The 17,273-nt window shown below is 63.3% G+C and carries 20 protein-coding genes; 11 read left to right on the top strand and 9 right to left on the bottom strand.

Translation table 11 applies throughout. The features are described from left to right. Positions 1-83: 83 nt before the first annotated feature. On the bottom strand, positions 84-2,111 hold the full coding sequence (locus tag KUV51_RS20415; protein ID WP_222523362.1) for an NADPH-dependent 2,4-dienoyl-CoA reductase: 2,028 nt from the start codon (positions 2,109-2,111) through the stop codon (positions 84-86). A 214-nt stretch (positions 2,112-2,325) separates the two neighbouring features. On the opposite strand from KUV51_RS20415, the gene KUV51_RS20410 reads away from it, so the two are divergent. Further along, positions 2,326-2,811, top strand: coding sequence for a GNAT family N-acetyltransferase (locus KUV51_RS20410; RefSeq protein ID WP_222523296.1), 486 nt, complete (start codon positions 2,326-2,328; stop codon positions 2,809-2,811). Here KUV51_RS20410 and KUV51_RS22200 read toward each other — a convergent pair. Next, positions 2,808-2,933, bottom strand: coding sequence for a hypothetical protein (locus KUV51_RS22200; RefSeq protein WP_261385965.1), 126 nt, complete (start codon positions 2,931-2,933; stop codon positions 2,808-2,810). The genes KUV51_RS20410 and KUV51_RS22200 overlap by 4 nt on opposite strands. A 228-nt stretch (positions 2,934-3,161) precedes the next feature. Between KUV51_RS22200 and KUV51_RS20405 the strand changes: the two genes are divergently transcribed. Both KUV51_RS20405 and KUV51_RS20400 read left to right on the top strand, forming a co-directional pair. Then, the gene (locus KUV51_RS20405; protein WP_222523295.1) at positions 3,162-3,644 is read left to right on the top strand and encodes an RNA pyrophosphohydrolase; all 483 of its coding nucleotides are present in this window, start codon (positions 3,162-3,164) and stop codon (positions 3,642-3,644) included. A gap of 66 nt (positions 3,645-3,710) precedes the next feature. After that, positions 3,711-4,196: a hypothetical protein gene (locus tag KUV51_RS20400; protein ID WP_222523294.1), complete on the top strand. Its 486-nt coding sequence runs from the start codon at positions 3,711-3,713 to the stop codon at positions 4,194-4,196. On the opposite strand, the gene KUV51_RS20395 is transcribed toward KUV51_RS20400, so the two are convergent. From KUV51_RS20395 to nth, 3 genes are all read right to left on the bottom strand, one after another. After that, positions 4,193-4,783 (bottom strand): GNAT family N-acetyltransferase, encoded by a 591-nt coding sequence (locus tag KUV51_RS20395; RefSeq protein ID WP_222523293.1) that lies wholly within the window; start codon positions 4,781-4,783, stop codon positions 4,193-4,195. The genes KUV51_RS20400 and KUV51_RS20395 overlap by 4 nt on opposite strands. Positions 4,784-4,869: 86 nt before the next feature. After that, positions 4,870-5,859 carry an adenosine kinase gene (locus KUV51_RS20390; RefSeq protein WP_222523292.1) on the bottom strand — a complete coding sequence of 330 codons (990 nt, stop codon included), beginning with the start codon at positions 5,857-5,859 and terminating at the stop codon, positions 4,870-4,872. Continuing rightward, positions 5,856-6,500, bottom strand: coding sequence for an endonuclease III (gene nth / locus KUV51_RS20385; protein ID WP_222523291.1), 645 nt, complete (start codon positions 6,498-6,500; stop codon positions 5,856-5,858). Before nth ends, KUV51_RS20390 begins: the two co-directional genes overlap by 4 nt. A 295-nt stretch (positions 6,501-6,795) precedes the next feature. On the opposite strand from nth, the gene KUV51_RS20380 reads away from it, so the two are divergent. Further along, a complete protein-coding gene (locus KUV51_RS20380) occupies positions 6,796-7,545 on the top strand; it encodes a B12-binding domain-containing protein (RefSeq protein ID WP_222523290.1) in 750 nt (249 codons plus the stop codon). On the opposite strand, the gene KUV51_RS20375 is transcribed toward KUV51_RS20380, so the two are convergent. Then, positions 7,542-7,940, bottom strand: a complete 399-nt coding sequence (locus KUV51_RS20375) for a GFA family protein (RefSeq protein ID WP_261385964.1) — start codon at positions 7,938-7,940, stop codon at positions 7,542-7,544. The genes KUV51_RS20380 and KUV51_RS20375 overlap by 4 nt on opposite strands. A gap of 156 nt (positions 7,941-8,096) precedes the next feature. On the opposite strand from KUV51_RS20375, the gene KUV51_RS20370 reads away from it, so the two are divergent. From KUV51_RS20370 to KUV51_RS20360, 3 genes are all read left to right on the top strand, one after another. Continuing rightward, a complete protein-coding gene (locus KUV51_RS20370) occupies positions 8,097-8,957 on the top strand; it encodes a methylated-DNA--[protein]-cysteine S-methyltransferase (RefSeq protein ID WP_222523288.1) in 861 nt (286 codons plus the stop codon). A 144-nt stretch (positions 8,958-9,101) separates the two neighbouring features. Then, the gene (locus KUV51_RS20365) at positions 9,102-9,764 is read left to right on the top strand and encodes an OmpA family protein (protein ID WP_222523287.1); all 663 of its coding nucleotides are present in this window, start codon (positions 9,102-9,104) and stop codon (positions 9,762-9,764) included. 111 nt (positions 9,765-9,875) lie between these two features. Continuing rightward, positions 9,876-10,418 carry an NADPH-dependent FMN reductase gene (locus KUV51_RS20360; RefSeq protein WP_222523286.1) on the top strand — a complete coding sequence of 181 codons (543 nt, stop codon included), beginning with the start codon at positions 9,876-9,878 and terminating at the stop codon, positions 10,416-10,418. On the opposite strand, the gene KUV51_RS20355 is transcribed toward KUV51_RS20360, so the two are convergent. After that, positions 10,415-10,816 carry a VOC family protein gene (locus tag KUV51_RS20355; RefSeq protein WP_261385963.1) on the bottom strand — a complete coding sequence of 134 codons (402 nt, stop codon included), beginning with the start codon at positions 10,814-10,816 and terminating at the stop codon, positions 10,415-10,417. The genes KUV51_RS20360 and KUV51_RS20355 overlap by 4 nt on opposite strands. A gap of 30 nt (positions 10,817-10,846) precedes the next feature. On the opposite strand from KUV51_RS20355, the gene KUV51_RS20350 reads away from it, so the two are divergent. Then, positions 10,847-11,644: a MaoC family dehydratase N-terminal domain-containing protein gene (locus KUV51_RS20350; RefSeq protein ID WP_222523284.1), complete on the top strand. Its 798-nt coding sequence runs from the start codon at positions 10,847-10,849 to the stop codon at positions 11,642-11,644. On the opposite strand, the gene KUV51_RS20345 is transcribed toward KUV51_RS20350, so the two are convergent. Beyond that, complete coding sequence (locus tag KUV51_RS20345; protein WP_222523283.1) at positions 11,641-12,678, bottom strand: NAD(P)/FAD-dependent oxidoreductase; 1,038 nt, start codon at positions 12,676-12,678, stop codon at positions 11,641-11,643. The two genes, KUV51_RS20350 and KUV51_RS20345, sit on opposite strands and share 4 nt — an antisense overlap. Positions 12,679-12,729: 51 nt before the next feature. Between KUV51_RS20345 and mnmD the strand changes: the two genes are divergently transcribed. Both mnmD and KUV51_RS20335 read left to right on the top strand, forming a co-directional pair. Continuing rightward, entirely contained in the window at positions 12,730-13,392 is a 663-nt protein-coding gene (gene mnmD / locus KUV51_RS20340) for a tRNA (5-methylaminomethyl-2-thiouridine)(34)-methyltransferase MnmD (RefSeq protein WP_222523282.1), read from the top strand. Continuing rightward, positions 13,389-14,258 (top strand): DMT family transporter, encoded by an 870-nt coding sequence (locus KUV51_RS20335; RefSeq protein ID WP_222523281.1) that lies wholly within the window; start codon positions 13,389-13,391, stop codon positions 14,256-14,258. The genes mnmD and KUV51_RS20335 overlap by 4 nt, the downstream gene beginning before the upstream one ends. Here the strand turns inward: KUV51_RS20335 and KUV51_RS20330 are convergent. Then, the gene (locus KUV51_RS20330) at positions 14,223-16,193 is read right to left on the bottom strand and encodes a lytic transglycosylase domain-containing protein (RefSeq protein WP_222523280.1); all 1,971 of its coding nucleotides are present in this window, start codon (positions 16,191-16,193) and stop codon (positions 14,223-14,225) included. The two genes, KUV51_RS20335 and KUV51_RS20330, sit on opposite strands and share 36 nt — an antisense overlap. Positions 16,194-16,331: 138 nt before the next feature. Between KUV51_RS20330 and dapA the strand changes: the two genes are divergently transcribed. Continuing rightward, the gene (gene dapA, locus KUV51_RS20325) at positions 16,332-17,204 is read left to right on the top strand and encodes a 4-hydroxy-tetrahydrodipicolinate synthase (RefSeq protein WP_222523279.1); all 873 of its coding nucleotides are present in this window, start codon (positions 16,332-16,334) and stop codon (positions 17,202-17,204) included. Positions 17,205-17,273 lie beyond the last annotated feature (69 nt).

Raw genomic sequence — 17,273 nt, 5'->3', positions numbered from 1 at the left:
TCTGCGCGCCGCGTGCGGCAACTCTCCGGCACGGGCGGACGACACGTCCGCCTTACGAATGGTAACCCGGATCCTGATCCGCCTCAGAGTGTGGCCGCCAGCCGCGTGCCCTGATCGATCGCCCGCTTGGCATCCAGTTCCGCCGCCACATCCGCGCCGCCGATCACGTGGCAGGCAATGCCCTCGGCCTCCAGCGCATCCGCGAGCGACCGCTCCGGCACCTGGCCTGCGCACAGGATGATGTCATCCGCCTCGATCACCGTCGGGTTCTCGCGCGCCTCGCCAAAAGATACATGCAGCCCCTGATCGTCGATGCGCTCGTAGTTCACGCCGCCGACAAACTCCACGTCCTTCATCTTCAACGCCGCGCGGTGGATCCAGCCGGTCGTTTTGCCCAGCCGCTTACCATGCTTCTCTGCCTTGCGCTGAAGCAGCGTAACAGCCCGTGCGGGCGCTTCGGGTTGCGGCCCTTTGGGGTCAAGGCCACCGCGATGCTCTTCGGTGTCTGCAACCCCCCACTCGGTCATCCACTCGGGCAGGTTCTCGGTCGGGCTTTCACCCTCGTGAACGAGGTATTCCGACACGTCGAACCCAATGCCGCCCGCGCCAATGACAGCGACCTTCTTGCCCGTCTCCGCCTTGTGACGCAGCACGTCGATATAGGAATGCACGTTGTCGCCGTCCTGACCGGGGATCTCCGGATCACGGGGCAGAACACCGGTCGCAATGATAACCTCATCGTAACCCTTGAGCGTATCGACGGTCGCTTCGGTGTTGAGATGCACGGTGATGCCCATCTCCTTCACCATCGCGCGATACCAATCGACAAAGCCCCAGAATTCTTCCTTGCCCGGGATCTGCTTGGCCATGTTGAGCTGCCCGCCAATCTCGTCCGCGCGATCGAAGATGGTGACCTTGTGGCCCCGTTCGGCTGCCGTCAAAGCGGTCGAAAGACCCGCCGGACCTGCACCCACGATGGCGATGGATTTTTGTGTCTCCGCGGGGACAATCTGCAATTCCGTCTCGTAGCAGGCGCGCGGGTTGACGAGGCAAGAGCTGATCTTGCCCGAGAAAGTGTGGTCCAGACACGCCTGATTACAGGCGATGCAGGGCGCGATGTGGGCGGCCGTGCCCTCCATCGCCTTCTTCACGAAATGCGGATCGGCGAGCATGGGCCGTGCCATCGACACCATGTCGGCGCAGCCGGTCGACAGCACCTCTTCGGCAACCTCGGGCGTGTTGATACGGTTCGAGGTGATGACAGGGATGCTCACCTTGCCCATCAGCTTTTTCGTGACCCACGCAAAGGCCGCGCGGGGGACGGAGGTGGCGATGGTGGGAATGCGCGCCTCGTGCCAGCCGATGCCTGTGTTGATGATCGTGGCACCTGCCTGTTCGATTTCCTGAGCGAGTTGCACGACCTCGTCATAGGTTGAGCCGTTGGGCACGAGGTCGATCATCGACAGGCGATAGATGATGATGAAGTCGGTGCCTACGGCCTCGCGCGTGCGGCGCACCACCTCGATGGGCAGGCGCATCCGGTTTTCGTAGGAGCCGCCCCAGCGGTCGGTCCGCTTGTTGGTATGGGTGACAAGGAACTGGTTGAGGAAGTAGCCCTCGGAGCCCATGATCTCGACCCCGTCATAGCCGGCTTCCTTGGCCCGGGCCGCGGTGGCGACGATGTCGCTGATCTGTTTTTCGATGCCTTCTTCGTCCAGTTCGGCGGGCGGGAAGGGGGAGATGGGGGATTTCACCGGCGAGGGGGCGACGCACATGGGGCCATAGGCATAGCGGCCCGCGTGCAGGATCTGCATCGCGATCTTGCCGCCGTTTTCGTGGACGCGGTCGGTGACGATCTTGTGGTTCGCGACTTCCTCGGCGTTCGACAGCATCGCTGCACCGGGCAGAACCGACCCTTCGAGGTTGGGGCCGATGCCGCCCGTGACCATCAGACCGACCTCACCGCGGGCGCGTTCGGCATAGAATTCGGCGACGCGGTTCCAGTCCTTTGTTTCCTCAAGCCCGGTGTGCATGGAGCCCATGAGCACGCGGTTTTTCAACGTGGTGAAGCCAAGATCTAGCGGCGCAAGCATGTGCGGATAGGCTGTCATGGTGTCCTCCCGAGCCAATGTTTCCTTGGTGTCAGACATAGGCGGCGGGATGTCACGTGCAACGCGGCGTCACCCGGTGGGGACGGCTGTCCCCGCGGGGACAGATTTGTGTGGTTTTTAATGCTTGCCCCATGGGGTAGCGGTGGGGCGCAGATATGGGAACGGTTTGGGTGCCATTCCTTGCCATGGGCCTAACGAAGCGGACGGCAGAGCGATGGATGAGGCAACGGAATTTGTGCTGCGCGACATGATTGCGGGCGAGGCGGATGCTCTTGGCCGGGTCATGTTTCGGGCAATCCGGGAGGGGCCCAGTGCGTACACCGAGGCCCAGCGGATCGCGTGGTGCGCCGCGCCCCATGCCGGGGACGGGTGGGCGTGGAAACTGGCGGCGCAGGACGTTGTCGTGGCGGAGGCGCATGGCGCGCCAGTGGGATTCATCACGAGGCAAGGTGCCTATGTCGACCTCGCATTTGTCGTCCCGGAGTGGCAGGGCCGGGGTGTGTTTTCCGCACTCTATTCTCGGACAGAAGCAGACGCGCTTGCGGCTGGGCAGCATCGCTTGTGGGTCCATGCTTCGCTGATTGCGCAACCCGCTTTTGCAGCGCGCGGTTTCCGGGTGAGCAGGCGCGAAGCCGTACATCGGGCCGGAGAAGCGCTGGAAAGAGCCGAAATGGAAAAATCACTCGCGGTGCTGACCTAGAGCAGCAATGTCGCGATCAGCGTCGCAAGCATCAGGGTGATTGTCAGGGCTTCGTAGTTGTCCTTGATGTATCGCGTCAGCCGCGATTGAGCTTTGCCGATTGCGGTTCGTAAGTTCTTCATTTTTTCCCCACAGTAGTCTCGAGTGCCGCGTCGCCAACGCCTAAAATCGGCGGAAACGCGGCAGGTTTGTGTCAATACTGTGTCGCAATCAAATCGGGCAGGAACGGGGCAGGCGCGGGACAAGTTCGGGGTTTTGCTAGTAACGCTTTTGGTACGGAAACAATCGAAACCCTTCACTTTGTGCGAAAAATCGTATTCTTCGCCCGAAAAGTCTCGGAGATTGATGGAATGATGCCCGAAGAGATCGAGAAGCTGCCCTATCGCAAGAACGTAGGCGTGATGGTGATGAATGGGGAGGGTCTGGTCTGGGTGGGCCAGCGCCGGGACCGGTACCAGGACGCGTGGCAGATGCCGCAGGGCGGTGTCGACAAGGGCGAGGATGCGCAGACGGCGGCCTTGCGGGAGTTGGAGGAGGAGACGTCCATTTCCCCGGCCTTGGTCGATGTGGTGGCAGAGACCGCAGATTGGTTGCCCTACGAGTTGCCCCATGACCTGATCCCGCAGCTGTGGAAGGGCAAGTATCGGGGGCAGAAGCAGAAGTGGTTTCTGCTGCGCTTCAATGGATCGGACGCGCAGATTGATCTGGAAACGGCGCATCCGGAGTTTTCGGCCTGGAAATGGATGACACCGGCGGAGTTGCCGGAGGCTATCGTCCCGTTCAAGCGCGATGTCTATGTGCGCGTGCTTGAGGAATTCGCGCCGCATCTGTGAGTGCTATTGCATAACAGGGGGCTGCAATCCCAAGTGGAAGGCAAACGACACGAAAGAGGTTTGCCCATGCTTCGCGCCCTGAGTTTCATTCTGGCCTGTGCGCCGATGCCAGCCCTGGCCTTGTCCTGTATGCAGTACGGTGTGACCGACGCCTATCAGGAAGCAGCTGCGGCCGAGGAGGGCTATGTGCCTGTGCTCGGAAAGCTGGAATTTGATGCGGATCTGCTGCCTGAGATGGATTTGTCCGGACAGACGCCGACGCAAGAGGTGACTTTGATCCCGGCCACGTTCAAGGGTGATGCCCTGACCATGCGCGGTATCGACCAGCCGTTCGAGACGGACGTGGTGCTGGAGGTGCAGTGCTTTGGCCCGTGGTGCCCGCAGCCGCAGCCCGGTGAGATGCTGGGGTTCCTGCGCCAGACCGAGCACAGCTATGTGCTGCACACCAATGCGTGCGGCGGGTTTCTCTTTGGTCGTCCGGATGACGCGCAGGTTGCGCAGGTACGCGACTGCCTGGCCGGGCGCAAATGTGAGCCGCTGGGGCCGCGCTAGGGTTCGATGATCGGCACGTGGGGTGCATTGTCGCGCGGGTAGCCGTGCACGATGCGTGGATCGTCCGCAATCTCGATCCGCTGACCGATGGGCGTGAACCCTGACCGGCGGTAAAAGCCAAGTGCCTGCGGGCTGTCGATGGTGCAGGTGTGCAGGTGGAACCGTGTGATGTCGCGGGCGAAAGCAAATTCGATGGCCCGGTCCATCAGGTAGGCCCCAGCGCCGGTGCCGATCAGCGTGGACGTGAGGCCGAAATAGTCCAGCTCGCACGCGCCTTTGACGCTGAAGTCGAGTTCCAGCAGGGCCTCAGGCTGGCCGTCCTTTTCCAGCGTGTAGAGGCCGGTGTCGGGGTCGACGAGGATGTCGTGAAGCTCTTGTTCCGGCATGATCGTGCGCCCATACCACAGCCATGGGCCGCCGACGCGGCGGAAGAGGTCGAGATAGGGCTCGACCTCGCGCACCATGGGTTTGAGCGTCAGGCCATCGGGGCAGGGGGCGCCACGATATTGCGGCCTGGTCATCTCCAGATCGGTGACGACCATGGCCACTTTGCCCTTGGGGATGTTGTGATGTCCGTCAGTGAGCATTGTGGGCTCCTTGGGGGCCAGCCCCCAAACCCCCGTCGTATTTTAAGTCAGAATAAGCAGGGGCTTGGGATCAAGGGGATGCGGGGCTAGAGCAGGCCCGCGCTGGCGAATTGCTGTTTCATGTCGATCTGGGGGCGGGGGCCGATGTGGCTGATCACTTCTGCGGCGCACAGGTTGCCCATGCGTCCGCAGACATGCAGGTCGGCGCCGGTTGCCATGCCATAGATGAACCCGGCGGCGAACTGGTCGCCTGCACCTGTCGCATCCACGGGGGTGACCGTTTCCACGGGGATGTCATGCCGTTCGCCGTTTCCGATGATCGTGACGCCGTCACCTGACTTGGTGCAGACCAGCAGGTCGATCATGTCGGCGGTTTTGGCGAGCGCTGCTTCGAGGTCGTCGGTTTCGAACAGCGAGGTGATTTCGTGCTCGTTGCCGATGACGAAGTCGAGTTCATTGCCGATCATGTCGAGGAAGTCGGGGCGGTGGCGGTCGACGCAGAACGGGTCGGAGATGGCGATGCCTGCCTTGCCGCCCGCGCTGCGGGTGAGGCGGGAGGCCTGGCGGAACGCTTCTTTGCCCTTGTCCTTGTCGAAGAGATAGCCCTCGAGGAACATGATCTCGGCGGCGGAGGCGACCTCTTCCGGGACGTCCTCGGGGCCGAGTTCGGTCGAGATGCCGAGATAGGTGTTGAGCGAGCGTTCGCCGTCCGGTGTGACGAAGATCATGCAGCGGGATGTGGGCAGTTCGCCGTCCGGGATGGGGGCATTGACGAAATCGGTGCCGCTGTCCTGCATGGATTGGGCGTAGAAGCGCCCGAGCGCGTCGTCATGGACCCGGCCGATGAAGGCGGTGGGCAGGCCGAGTGCGCCGACGCCCGCGATGGTGTTCGCGACCGCGCCGCCGGGCGTTTGCAGCCGTTCGGTCATGGAGGCGTAAAGCACTTCGCCCCGGTCTTGTTCGATGAGCTGCATGATCCCCTTTTCGATGCCCATGAGGTCGAGAAAGCTGTCATCGGCATGGGTAATCACATCGACAACGGCGTTGCCGATGCCAGCGAGCGTGTATTTGGTCATTCGGTTTTGTCCTCAAACGGGCAGAGATCTTTGATAATACAGGTGGGGCACATGGGTTTGCGTGCCTTGCAGTGGTAGCGCCCGTGGAGGATCATCCAGTGGTGGGCGTGGAGCTGGAAATCAGCCGGGATGTTGTCTTCTATGGCGCGCTCGACCGCGTCCACAGTCTTGCCAGGTGCGATGCCGGTGCGGTTGCCGAGGCGGAAGATGTGGGTGTCGACGGCTTGGGCCGGGTGGCTCCACCACATGTTCAGGACCACGTTGGCGGTCTTGCGTCCGACGCCGGGCAGCGACTGCAGGGCGGCGCGGCTGTTGGGCACCTCGCCGCCATAGTCGTCCACGAGGATCTGGGACAGCTTCATCACGTTCTTGGCCTTTTGACGGTAGAGGCCGATGGTCTTGATATGCTCGGTCAGGCCGTCGATCCCGAGGTCGAGCATCTTTTGCGGAGTGTCGGCGATCTGGAAGAGCGCGCGCGTCGCCTTGTTCACGCCCGCGTCGGTGGCTTGCGCAGAAAGGGCCACGGCCACGACGAGAGTGTAGACGTTGACATGCTCCAGTTCCCCCTTGGGTTCCGGGTCCGCGTCCTGGAAGCGGGTGAAGATCGCGCGGATCGTGTGGTAATCGAGCTGCTTGGCCATGGCGCGGGGTTATGAGCGAAGATGGTGCAGCGGGCAAGTGGCCCCCCGTGCTTTGCGCCGGGCGGTGGATAGCGGGCAGCATTCCGCAGTTTGCCTGCGACAACTTGTCCGATTCGTGCCAAAGTTGAAATGTCAACATTGATTGACAGAATTAGAGTGTCAACTTGCTTCCAAAGTGACCGGTGGCCATTGATCTGGGAGGAACGATGTGCAGGGCGCGGGACAGCATGAAACGCAATTTGACGTCGACCTGTACGCCAGATCGCAGCTTAACTTACGACGACTGAAATCGAGATTGCCAACCGGATCGGTGGAGGATCTGGCGCGCGAGGTCTTGGCGCGGCTGAACCGGCCTGCGTCAGAAAAACTCGCGGAACAACCTGCTGCAGATCAGATCGACGCATTCTGTTACGCCCTGTTGTCCAATGACGATCAGGCGGGGGCCATGTTCATTCAGGAGGTGCGCCGGGCAGGCGCGTCGGTGGAGGTCATTTACCTCAAGTACCTTGCCGACGCGGCCTGCCAACTTGGCCGATGGTGGGACGAGGATCGGGTGTCGTTCACGGATGTGACGCGGGGCACCAGCCGTCTCTATGCCATCATGCACGCCATGCGCCACCACGTCCCGATCACGGCCCCTGCCACCGCCAAGAGCGCGCATTTCGTGTCCGTGCCGGGCGAAACCCACACGCTTGGAGTGCGGATGGCCGCCGATCTGTTCCGGCGGGATGGTTGGGACGTCACGCTGCTGATCGGGAAGAGCCACGAGGAGCTGGTGGCGGAAATCGGCGAGTCGCATTCGATCGTCATCGGCATATCGGCTGCGGGCGGACACGCGCTGGATGCGTTGTCGAAGCTGGTTGTCGCGCTGCGGTTGGAAAAACCGGATGCCGCGCTGTTCGTGAGTGGCCAGATCCTCGAGACGGATGCTGACACGGTGTCGTTGATGGACATTGATGGCATGGCGCATGATTTCGAAACCGCGCAGGCGCTGATCGAATGCCATTGGGACAAGGTGTCGGCGCGGCAGAATTCGCTGATCTAGGACGCGGTCCCCTTGATCGACACGCGCCACCACTTCGGCCGCGCGGCCCCATAGGAATGCGAGGTTGGCACGAGGTCCAGTGCGCCTGTGTCGTCAAAGCAGCCGACCAGCAGCGCGATGATCGGATCGTCATCGATGGCACCCAGCGTGCTGCCACATGCAGGGCAGAAGGCGCGGCTGGAATAGTCGGACGACCGGTAGGTTGTTGGCGCGTCTCCGGGTCCGGTCCAAGTCACTGCATCGGCGGGAAATTCGACCCAAGCTGTCGTGAGCGCGCCGCTGTGGCGCTGACACATCTTGCAGGAGCAGGTGTGTGGTTTCCGCGCGGGACCGATTGCGGTGAACCTTATCCTGCCGCACAGGCAACCGCCCGTATGTGTGGTGCTGTCGGTCATGGTAGCGCGGGCTTTCGGTTGAATGGCGTGATCCGACACATGTGGGATGCACCGGGGCTCAAGCCAAGGTAGTCCGGTCGTTCACCAGCACATCGCAATCGCCATTTGCACAGGAAACGGGTCGCGCTAGCGCGTGCGCTCGCCTAGGTTTGGGTCATGGAACAAAGCACACATACCGCCACCGAGACCGGCTATCACTACGGCGTCATGCGCCGTGCCATCGACCTGATCGACGGGGCCGAGGCACCGCTGAGCCTTGATACCCTTGCGGCCGAGATGGACATGAGCCCTGCACATTTTCAGCGTGTCTTTTCCCGTTGGGTTGGCGTGTCGCCCAAGCGCTATCAGCAATATCTGGCGCTGGGTCATGCCAAGACGCTGTTGAACGAGCGGTTCACGACCCTTGAGACCGCCCATGCCACCGGCCTGAGCGGGTCGGGCCGGTTGCATGACCTGTTTCTGCGGTGGGAATCGATGAGCCCCGGCGACTACGCCAAGGGCGGTGAGGGCCTGACCATTTTTTGGGGGTGGTTCGACAGTCCTTTTGGTTTGGCCTTGATTATGGGGACCGAGAAGGGGATTTGCGGCTTGGGTTTTGCCGCCGAGATGGGCGAGGACTGGGCCATGCACGACCTGACCCGGCGCTGGCCCAAGGCAACCTATATCGAGGACCCGATGCGCTTGCGCCCGTGGGTGCTGGCCGCCTTTGGCGCCGAAGATGCCAAGTTGAACAAAGCGCCGCTGTTCCTGATCGGCGCTCCCTTTCAGATCAAGGTGTGGGAGGCGCTGCTGCAAATTCCATCGGGTCATGTGACCACTTATTCCGAGATTGCAGACAGCATTGGCAATCCGCGTGCCGTGCGTGCCGTTGGCACAGCCGTGGGCCGCAACCCGGTCAGCTGGCTGATCCCGTGCCATCGCGCTTTGCGCAAGTCGGGCGGTTTGGGTGGCTACCACTGGGGTTTGCCTGTCAAACGCGCGCTCTTGGCCTATGAATCGGCGCGGGCGGAGGCCTGACACGCACCTTCACAAAGGTGCGCGGGATGTTGCTGATCGCATTTTCCCCCTATTTCTGGGAACTTTTGCTGCCTATCTTGCGTCCACGATAAGGGTGCGTGCCCGAACACGCCCCCGTTTTGGAAGGCAGTAGGATACAGAGATATGCTTAAATCCCCAGTCGTTTTCGCCATCGGCGCCATTGCTGCGCTGAGTGCATGTACGGACCCCAATGCGTTGGGCACCACCGGGCCGAGCGGCGAAACCCTGAACCAGAACCGCAACCGCGGGGCTGCTATCGGCGCCGCATCCGGTGCGTTGATCGGTGCGGTCGCAGGCGACCGCAGTGCCGCCGTGGCCGGTGCCGTTGTCGGCGGTCTGGTCGGCGGTGCCATCGGGTACGACCTTGACCAGCAGGAGGCGGAGCTGCGCCGTGAGCTGGCGAGCGGCGTCACCATCACCAACACCGGCGACCGGTTGATCGTGTCCTTCCCCGAGGCGATCCTGTTTGCCGTCAACAGCTTTACCGTGCGCCCGGGTCTGAACTCGGACATGGCCGCCCTGGCCCGCAGCCTTGAGCGCTATCCGAATTCGACCGTGCAGATCATCGGTCACACCGACAGCGATGGCGATGCGGCCTTTAACCAACAGCTGTCGGAGCGTCGCGCCAATGCCGTCGCGGACGTGCTGCTGAACCAGGGTGTGCCGTTCAACCGCGTTCAGGCCTTTGGCCGGGGCGAGAGCCAGCCGATTGCCACCAACGCGACCGCTGCGGGCAAGCAGCAGAACCGCCGGGTGGAAATCGTGATCCTGCCGAACCCGGCATAGGGTCAAAAACAGATCAAACTGATGTCAGAGGCTCCGGTGCATTGCCGGGGCCTCTTGCTTTGTGGGGGGAACGCGCCATTCTGAGGTCTGGTTGAAAGTGAAGGACGGATTATGACGACGCCAATTTTGCTGGGGATTTCGGGCTCATTGCGGGCGGAGGCCACCAATACCAAACTGATGCGCGAGGCGGCCCGGCTGTTTGGCGACTGCACCTTCAACGAGGCGGATCTGCGGATGCCGCTTTATGATGGCGATCTGGAGGCGGCCGAAGGCGTGCCCGAGCCCGCGCAGGTGATGGCCAAGCAGATCGCAGAGGCCGATGCCGTCATCATTTCGACCCCCGAGTACAACAAGGCACCCCCCGGTGTGCTGAAGAATGCCCTGGATTGGGTGAGCCGGGTCGAGGGGCGGCCGTGGACGGACAAACCTGTGGCCGTGATGTCGGCGGCGGCAGGTCGGGCCGGGGGTGAGCGGGCGCAGATGATCCTGCGCGCCTGCATGGTGCCGTTCCGGCCGCGTATCCTGCAGGGGCCGGAGATCCACCTGGCCGGGTCGAGTAAGGAATTCGATGAGGTCGGGCGCCTGACTGGCGAGATCTATGTCCGCGAGTTGACCGCGCTGATGGAGGCGCTGCGCGCTGAGATTGGGCGTTAAGCCCGCGTGCTGACCTCGATCAGATTGCCGTCCGGGTCGCGGATGTAGAGCGACAGGATCGGGAATTGTGCGCCTGAGCGGGCAACAGGGCCGTCTTCGATGGCTGTGCCGGTGCTTTTGAAATGCGCCTGCCAGTCGGTGATCGGGGTGTCTGTCAGAAAGCAGAGGTCGGCGCTGCCCTTGGTCGGGTGTGCCGCCTTGGGGTCGAAGGTGTTGTCCGCCTGGTGCAGATTGATCTTGTGTGCCCCGAAGGCGAGCGCGTGTCGGGTCGAGCCGTCGGCCACCTGAAAGGGTAGGTGCGTCATGCCGAGAACGGTGGTGTAGAAGGCGATGGTCGTGTCGATGTCCTGTACCGTGAGTACGAGGTGATCGAGTGAGCTCAGCGTTGGCTGTTCCAATTTGCATCCTCCTGTCCCATGGTCCGGTGCATGGACCATGACCCTGAACTTAAGCTTCGTCAAAGCGATGTGATGGACCCCGCGCGGGCGCAGGCCATGCAGGTGGCGCTGGGCGATGAGGCGACGCTGAACGCTGGTGATCCCTTGCCGCCCTTCTTCCACCAGCTCTATTTCTGGTCGCCTGCGCCGCCCGATGGGCTTGGCCGCGATGGGCATCCGAAAGTGGGTGGTGTGATCCCCGACATGGGCCTGCCGCGCCGCATGTGGGCCGAGGGGCGGTTGGCCTTTAACGCGCCTTTGCGGCTTGGGGATGAGGCCGAGCGTGTGACCGTGTGCGAGAACGCCGTGCGCAAGGTGGGCCGGACCGGGCCGCTGGCCTTTGTCACGTTGCGCCACGAGATGTGGCAGCAGGGTGCGCTGTGCGTGTCGGAATGGCAGGACCTGGTCTATCGCGAAGATCCTGATCTGGATGCGCCGCGTCCGGTGCCGCCCATGGCTCCGGTGGATGAGGAGGACGCGGTGGAGCGCGCGTTCGATGCGACGCTGCTGTTTCGCTATTCGGCGCTGACGTTTAACGGGCACCGTATTCACTATGACCAGCCCTATGCCCGCGCGGTTGAGGGCTATGACGGGTTGGTGGTGCATGGGCCGCTCTTGGCGCAGCATTTGATGTTGATGGCGGAGGCGGCTTTGGGGTCCTTGGAGCGGTTTCGGTTCCGGGCGACGTCACCGCTGATGCACCATGAGGTGGGGACGTTTTGCCGAAAGGGGCGGAGCCTGTGGGTGCGTGGGCCGGATGGGCGATTGTGTATGGAGGCGGAGGCCTAAAGCGATGCGCCCACTTCAAAGCCGTTAGGGATCGTATCGCGACCATCGAGGATGAGGTCGGCCATCGTATGGGCGACTTTCGGGGCCATGCCGAAGCCGATCTTGAACCCTCCGTTTGCAATAAAGTGGCCGGGCCGGTCGGGCCATGGGCCCAGCATGGGCGCGCGGCTGCGGGAGCGGGGGCGCAGACCTGCCCACCTGGCGATGACTTTGGCGTCTTTTAGTGCGGGCACGGCGGTGCGGGCGCGGGCGATGATTTCGTCGAGCTGCGCGTCGGTGCTGGCGGGGTCGTCATACTCCCGCTCAGTTGTGGAGCCGATGGCGGTGGTGCCGTCGGCGTGCGGGATGATGTGCAGCGAGTCGGTAAAGAGTTGCGGTGCATCGGGGGCGGAGACGTCCAGTAGGGCGGCCTGCCCCTTGATCCCTGCGCCGACCATACGGGGGTTTTCGGCGTTGAGCGTGTCGAGGCCCGCGACGCCGGTGGCGTGGAGGGTGATGTCGGTGTCTGGGCCTTCGGTCTGTATGTCGACGCCTTGCGTTTTGAGGGCGGCGGCGAGGGCCTGACAGGCCTGGCGCGGATGGGCGCGGGCGCTGAGTGTGTCGAAGATTTCCATGCCGGTGGGGCTTGTTGCGGACCATTTTGGGTCAGCGATGGGGCGGACTGTCCATGTGGCGGCGTCGCCCCAGAGGTCCTTGGCTGTTTCGCTGCGTTGGTGGGCGAGGACGAGGGCCGCGTCGTCGGCGATGGGTTGGCAGCGGCCTGTGCGGGCGTAGCCGGGGGATTGGCCGCCTGCGGCTTCGACCTCGGTCCAGAAGGCTTCGGCCATGAGCAGGCTTTCCAGTTGGAACTGCTTTTTCGGGTTCCAGTTTTCCGGCACGTGGGGGGCGAGTGCGCCGACGATACCGCCTGATGCCCCTGCGCCGAGGCCGTGCGGGTCGATCACCTGCACGCGCGCGCCGCGCTGGGTCAGGACCCACGCGATGGACAGGCCGAAGATGCCTGCGCCGCGGACGGTGATGTCTGCCGTTGCCATTCCAGATGCCTTTCGCCAAGGTCGCCGTGACATCTTCTACAGAGGCGACGGATGCAGGACCAGCGGGCAGAGCTTGAGTGGCGCGAGGACCGTGTGCCGGTGTCGGTGCGCTTTGACGATCCGTACTTTTCGCTTGAGGACGGGTTGGCCGAGACGCGGCATGTGTTTTTGGCTGGCAACGACCTGACCGCGCGGTTTGTGGATGGGTTTCATATTGCGGAACTGGGGTTTGGGACGGGACTGAACTTTCTGACCGCTTGGGCGGCATGGCGTGCGGCGGGCGTGCCGGGGCGGTTGCAGTTCACGAGTTTCGAGGCGTTTCCGATGGATGTGTCCGAGATGGAGAAGGCGTTGGCGGCTTTTCCTGAAGTGGCGGAGTTGGCGGGGCATTTGATCGCCGCTGGCGGCGGCTCGGCGGAGTTTATGGATGCCACGCTGACCGTGATCGAGGGGGATGCGCGGGAGACGCTGGCGGCTTGGGACGGCAAGGCGGATGCGTGGTTTCTGGATGGGTTTTCGCCTGCGAAGAACCCGGAGCTGTGGGGTGCAGACCTGATGGCCGAGGTGGCGCGGCACACGGTCCCCGCGGGGACAGCCGCCACCTATACCGCAGCGGGGTTCGTGCGTCGTGGGTTGGAAGAGGCAGGATTTGCTGTCACCCGTGTGCCGGGCTTTGGCCGCAAGCGGCATATGACGCGGGCCGTTTTGGGATGAGCCAGGGCAACAACACGCGCCTGGGCATCGCGCTGATGATCGCGGTGTCGGTCGTGTTTGCGGGGCAGGACGGGATCTCGCGCCATCTGGCGGCGGAATACAACGTCTTCATGGTCGTGATGATCCGGTACTGGTTCTTTGCGGCCTTTGTCATCAGCGTGGCCGCGCGCAAGGCCGGGGGGCTGCGGGCGGCGGCGCAGACGCGGCAGCCGGTGGTGCAGGGGCTGCGGGGGCTGCTGCTGGCGGCTGAGATTTGCGTCATGGTCACGGCCTTTACCGTGCTGGGGCTGGTAGAGAGCCATGCGGTCTTTGCCGCTTATCCTTTGCTTGTGGCCGCCTTGTCCGGGCCGATTTTGGGTGAGCGTGTGGGCTGGAAGAGGTGGTCGGCGATTGGGGTTGGCTTTGTAGGCGTGCTGATCATTCTAAGGCCGGGTCTGGGTGTCTTTGATCCGGCGGCTGTCATTCCGCTGGCGTCGGCTATCATGTTTGCGATCTACGGCCTTCTGACGCGCTATGTGGCGCGGGATGACAGCACGGCGACCAGTTTCTTTTGGACCGGGACAGTGGGTGCCGTGGGCATGACCTGTGTCGGTGTCTGGTTCTGGGAGCCGATGACGGGCGCTGATTGGGGCTGGATGGGGGCGCTGTGCCTGACGGGTGCCTTGGGGCACTGGCTGTTGATCCGGACTTATGAGGTCGCGGAGGCGAGTGCTGTGCAACCCTTTGCCTATTTCCAGATGGTCTTTGCCGCGCTGGTCGGCATCAGCGTCTTTGGCGAGGTGTTGGAGATCAACGTCATCATCGGCGCAGCCATCATCGTGGCGGCAGGCCTATTCACCCTGTGGCGCGAACGACAGCAGGGTTGAGCCGACGAGTTCCTCGGAAAACGGGATCGGCAGCGGGTCCTTTCCCAGACGAGCGCGGTAGATAGGCAGGCTTTCGGTGACGCGCATGACGTAGTTGCGGGTCTCGCGGAAGGGGATGTGTTCGATCCAGTCGATAGCGTCGAAGTCATCCGTCCCGCGGCGCGGATCGCCGAGGCGCAGCATCCACTGATCGGGGCGGGACGGGCCGGCGTTATAGGCCGCCGACATCAGGATCACGTTGCCATCAAAGCGGCGCGCGAGCTGGCTGAGATAGGTGGCCCCGAGCCGCGCGTTGTAGGGCGGGTCGGAAATGAGCCGGGCGGTGGTGTGGTCGGCGGAGAGGCCAAGATCGGAGGCCACGTCGCGGCCCGTGCCGGGCATGACCTGCATAAGTCCGAGAGCCCCTGCGCTGGATTGAACCACCGGGTCAAACTCGCTTTCGCGCCGGGCAATGGCGAGATTCATTTCAGGGGCCATGGGCAGGTCGGCATCCGCCAGCGGGTGCAGCGGGTAGTAGGGCGCGTGCAGGGTGATGCCCCGCCGCGCGACACGCTTGCCGATCATGACGGCGATGTGGGGCTGGCCCGCGGCGATCGCGACATGACCGAGGTAGCCCGCCGTATTGCGATCAAGGCTTTCGGCGAGGTGGGTCCAGAAGCGTTCTGCGAGGCTGACCTCGCCCGAGGCTTGCAGGAGCAGGCCCGCTTCGTAGAGGTCATTTTCCGTAAGCGGGGTGTCCTGGCCGGGGGAGAAGGCTTCCGATCCGTCGAGGAAAGGATCGATGGGCAGGGCGCCACGTTCAGCGGCAAGAAGGCCGTAGAACGAGGTCTGGTATTGCGCGCCTTCGGCATAGGCGGCGCTGGCCTCTTCGGTGTTGCCCATCGCTTCGTGCGCGCGGCCGATCCAGTAGCCTGCGCGTCCGCGCGAGATGGGCGAGCGGGTGGCGTTGCGGTGGTTCTGGAAGTGACCGAGTGCCACCTCGGGGTCCTGTAGTTTTCGCAGGGCGATGTAGCCGGACAGCCATTCCAGATCGGCATAGGCCGATCCTTCGGTCAGGAAATGGCGCGCAGCCAGTTGATACGCGCGGGCTGCATCGCCGTCCCGCATCTCGTCCCGCGCGAGTGCGCGGCGGCGGTTGGCCCAGTCCTCGGGCTGGCCAAGCGCCTCGACCGAGCGGGAGCGGTCCATCAACAGCGCCTTGGCATCGTCCCACCGGCCCTTGCGGACGCGCCATTCGAAGCGGTCGCGGGCGAGGCCGGGATCGTCTTGCAGCGCGTTGGGCACGGCATCGATCAGCGCGTCGACATTGCTGGCAAGGGCACGCAGGCCGATACGTGCCTCGGCCAGAGCGCGTTGTCCGTTGCTGACCAGATCGAACATGCGGCCCGCGCTGGTCAAATCACGCGACCACAACAGCGCGTCAAGCCGCGCGGCATGGTGCGGTTTCAGAAGGTCGCCATGGTTGCTGAGGTAGCGCGCATGTGTGCTGCCCTTCATCGGCAGCGTCCGCCAGGCGAGAACAAGGTTGGCGTCAGCCTCGCCCTCACGGCCCGCGCGGGTCAGGGCGGCGGCGTGGGCGAGGATGCCTTCTGGTGTTTGTGGGCCCATCTCTTCGAAGAAAGACAGGATGACGGTGTCGGGCTCATCCGCGACGGTCTCTTCCGAGCGTTCGCGCAGAAGCGCTTCGCCCGGCCAGTCGGGGCGGCGATCAAGGAAGCTCGCGATGTCCTCATAGCTGCCGCGGCTGGCGCGCAGGCGGTGCCATTCGATGATGTCCGCGGCCACGTCGCCGTCGCGGGCCGCTATGGTGGCGGCGCTGTCCCAGTTGCCGCTGCGCAGTGCGTCCATGGCCCAGCCAAGGGGACGGGGCCGTTCTGCCGCAGCGGCCACAACCGACATAAAAAGCAGGACAAAGGCGAGGGCAATCCGGCTCATCTCTTGCAATTCCTTGCGGCGCGTGGCTAGAGCCTTTGAGCATATGTGCGGCGCGTGGGGTTTCAACTCACGTTTCCGATCATATGCAAAATTCATCCCAGGCCCTCTGCCTGCCACACGTAAAAAAGGAGCGTGAGAATGTTCAAAGGTTCTATGCCTGCCCTCGTCACGCCGTTTCGTAACGGCGCTTTGGATCTGGAAACGCTCAAGAAGCTGGTTGAGTGGCATGTGGGCGAAGGCTCGCACGGGTTGGTGCCCGTTGGCACCACCGGCGAAAGCCCGACACTGACCCATGAGGAGCATGAAACGGTCATTGAGACCGTGGTGAAAGCCGCGGCAGGCCGCATTCCGGTCGTAGCCGGAGCCGGATCGAACAACACGGTCGAGGCTATTCGGTTTGTCGAATATGCCGCGAAGATCGGTGCCGATGCGGCGCTGGTCGTGACGCCCTACTACAACAAGCCGACCCAGCGTGGACTGATCGCACATTTCACCGCGCTGCACGATTGCGCCGACATTCCGATCATCATCTACAACATCCCCGGTCGGTCCGTCATCGACATGACCCCGGAGACGATGGGGGAATTGGCCAAACTGCCCCGTATCGTTGGCGTGAAGGATGCGACCGGCGATCTGGCGCGCGTGTGCGATCAGCGCATGGCCTGTGGCCCGCACTTTATCCAGTTGTCGGGTGAGGATGCGACAGCGCATGGGTTCAACGCGCAGGGCGGTGTGGGCTGTATCTCGGTCACGGCCAACGCAGCGCCGAAGCTGTTGAGCCAGATGCAGGAGGCCTGTCTGGCCGGTGACTATGCCAAGGCGCTGGAGATCCAGGACAAGGTGATGCCGCTGCACAAGGCGATCTTTACCGAGCCGGGTCTGGTTGGTGCGAAATACGCGATGTCTCGACTGGGCCTGTGTTCGGATGAGGTGCGGTTGCCCTTGACCGGGTTGGCGGATGAGACCAAGGCGAAGGTCGATGCGGCGTTGGAATTTGCCGGTTTGATGTAAGCGCGTGGTACGCGCGGAGCGCACACCCTACGGCCTGGGTGTAGGGTGCGCATTTACTGCGCACCGTGA

Source organism: Tateyamaria omphalii, from assembly GCF_019802125.1.
Classification (GTDB): Bacteria; Pseudomonadota; Alphaproteobacteria; order Rhodobacterales; family Rhodobacteraceae; genus Tateyamaria; species Tateyamaria omphalii_B.
The sequence above is the reverse complement of the archived record's forward strand: the minus strand, read 5'-3'. Positions and strand labels throughout refer to the sequence as shown.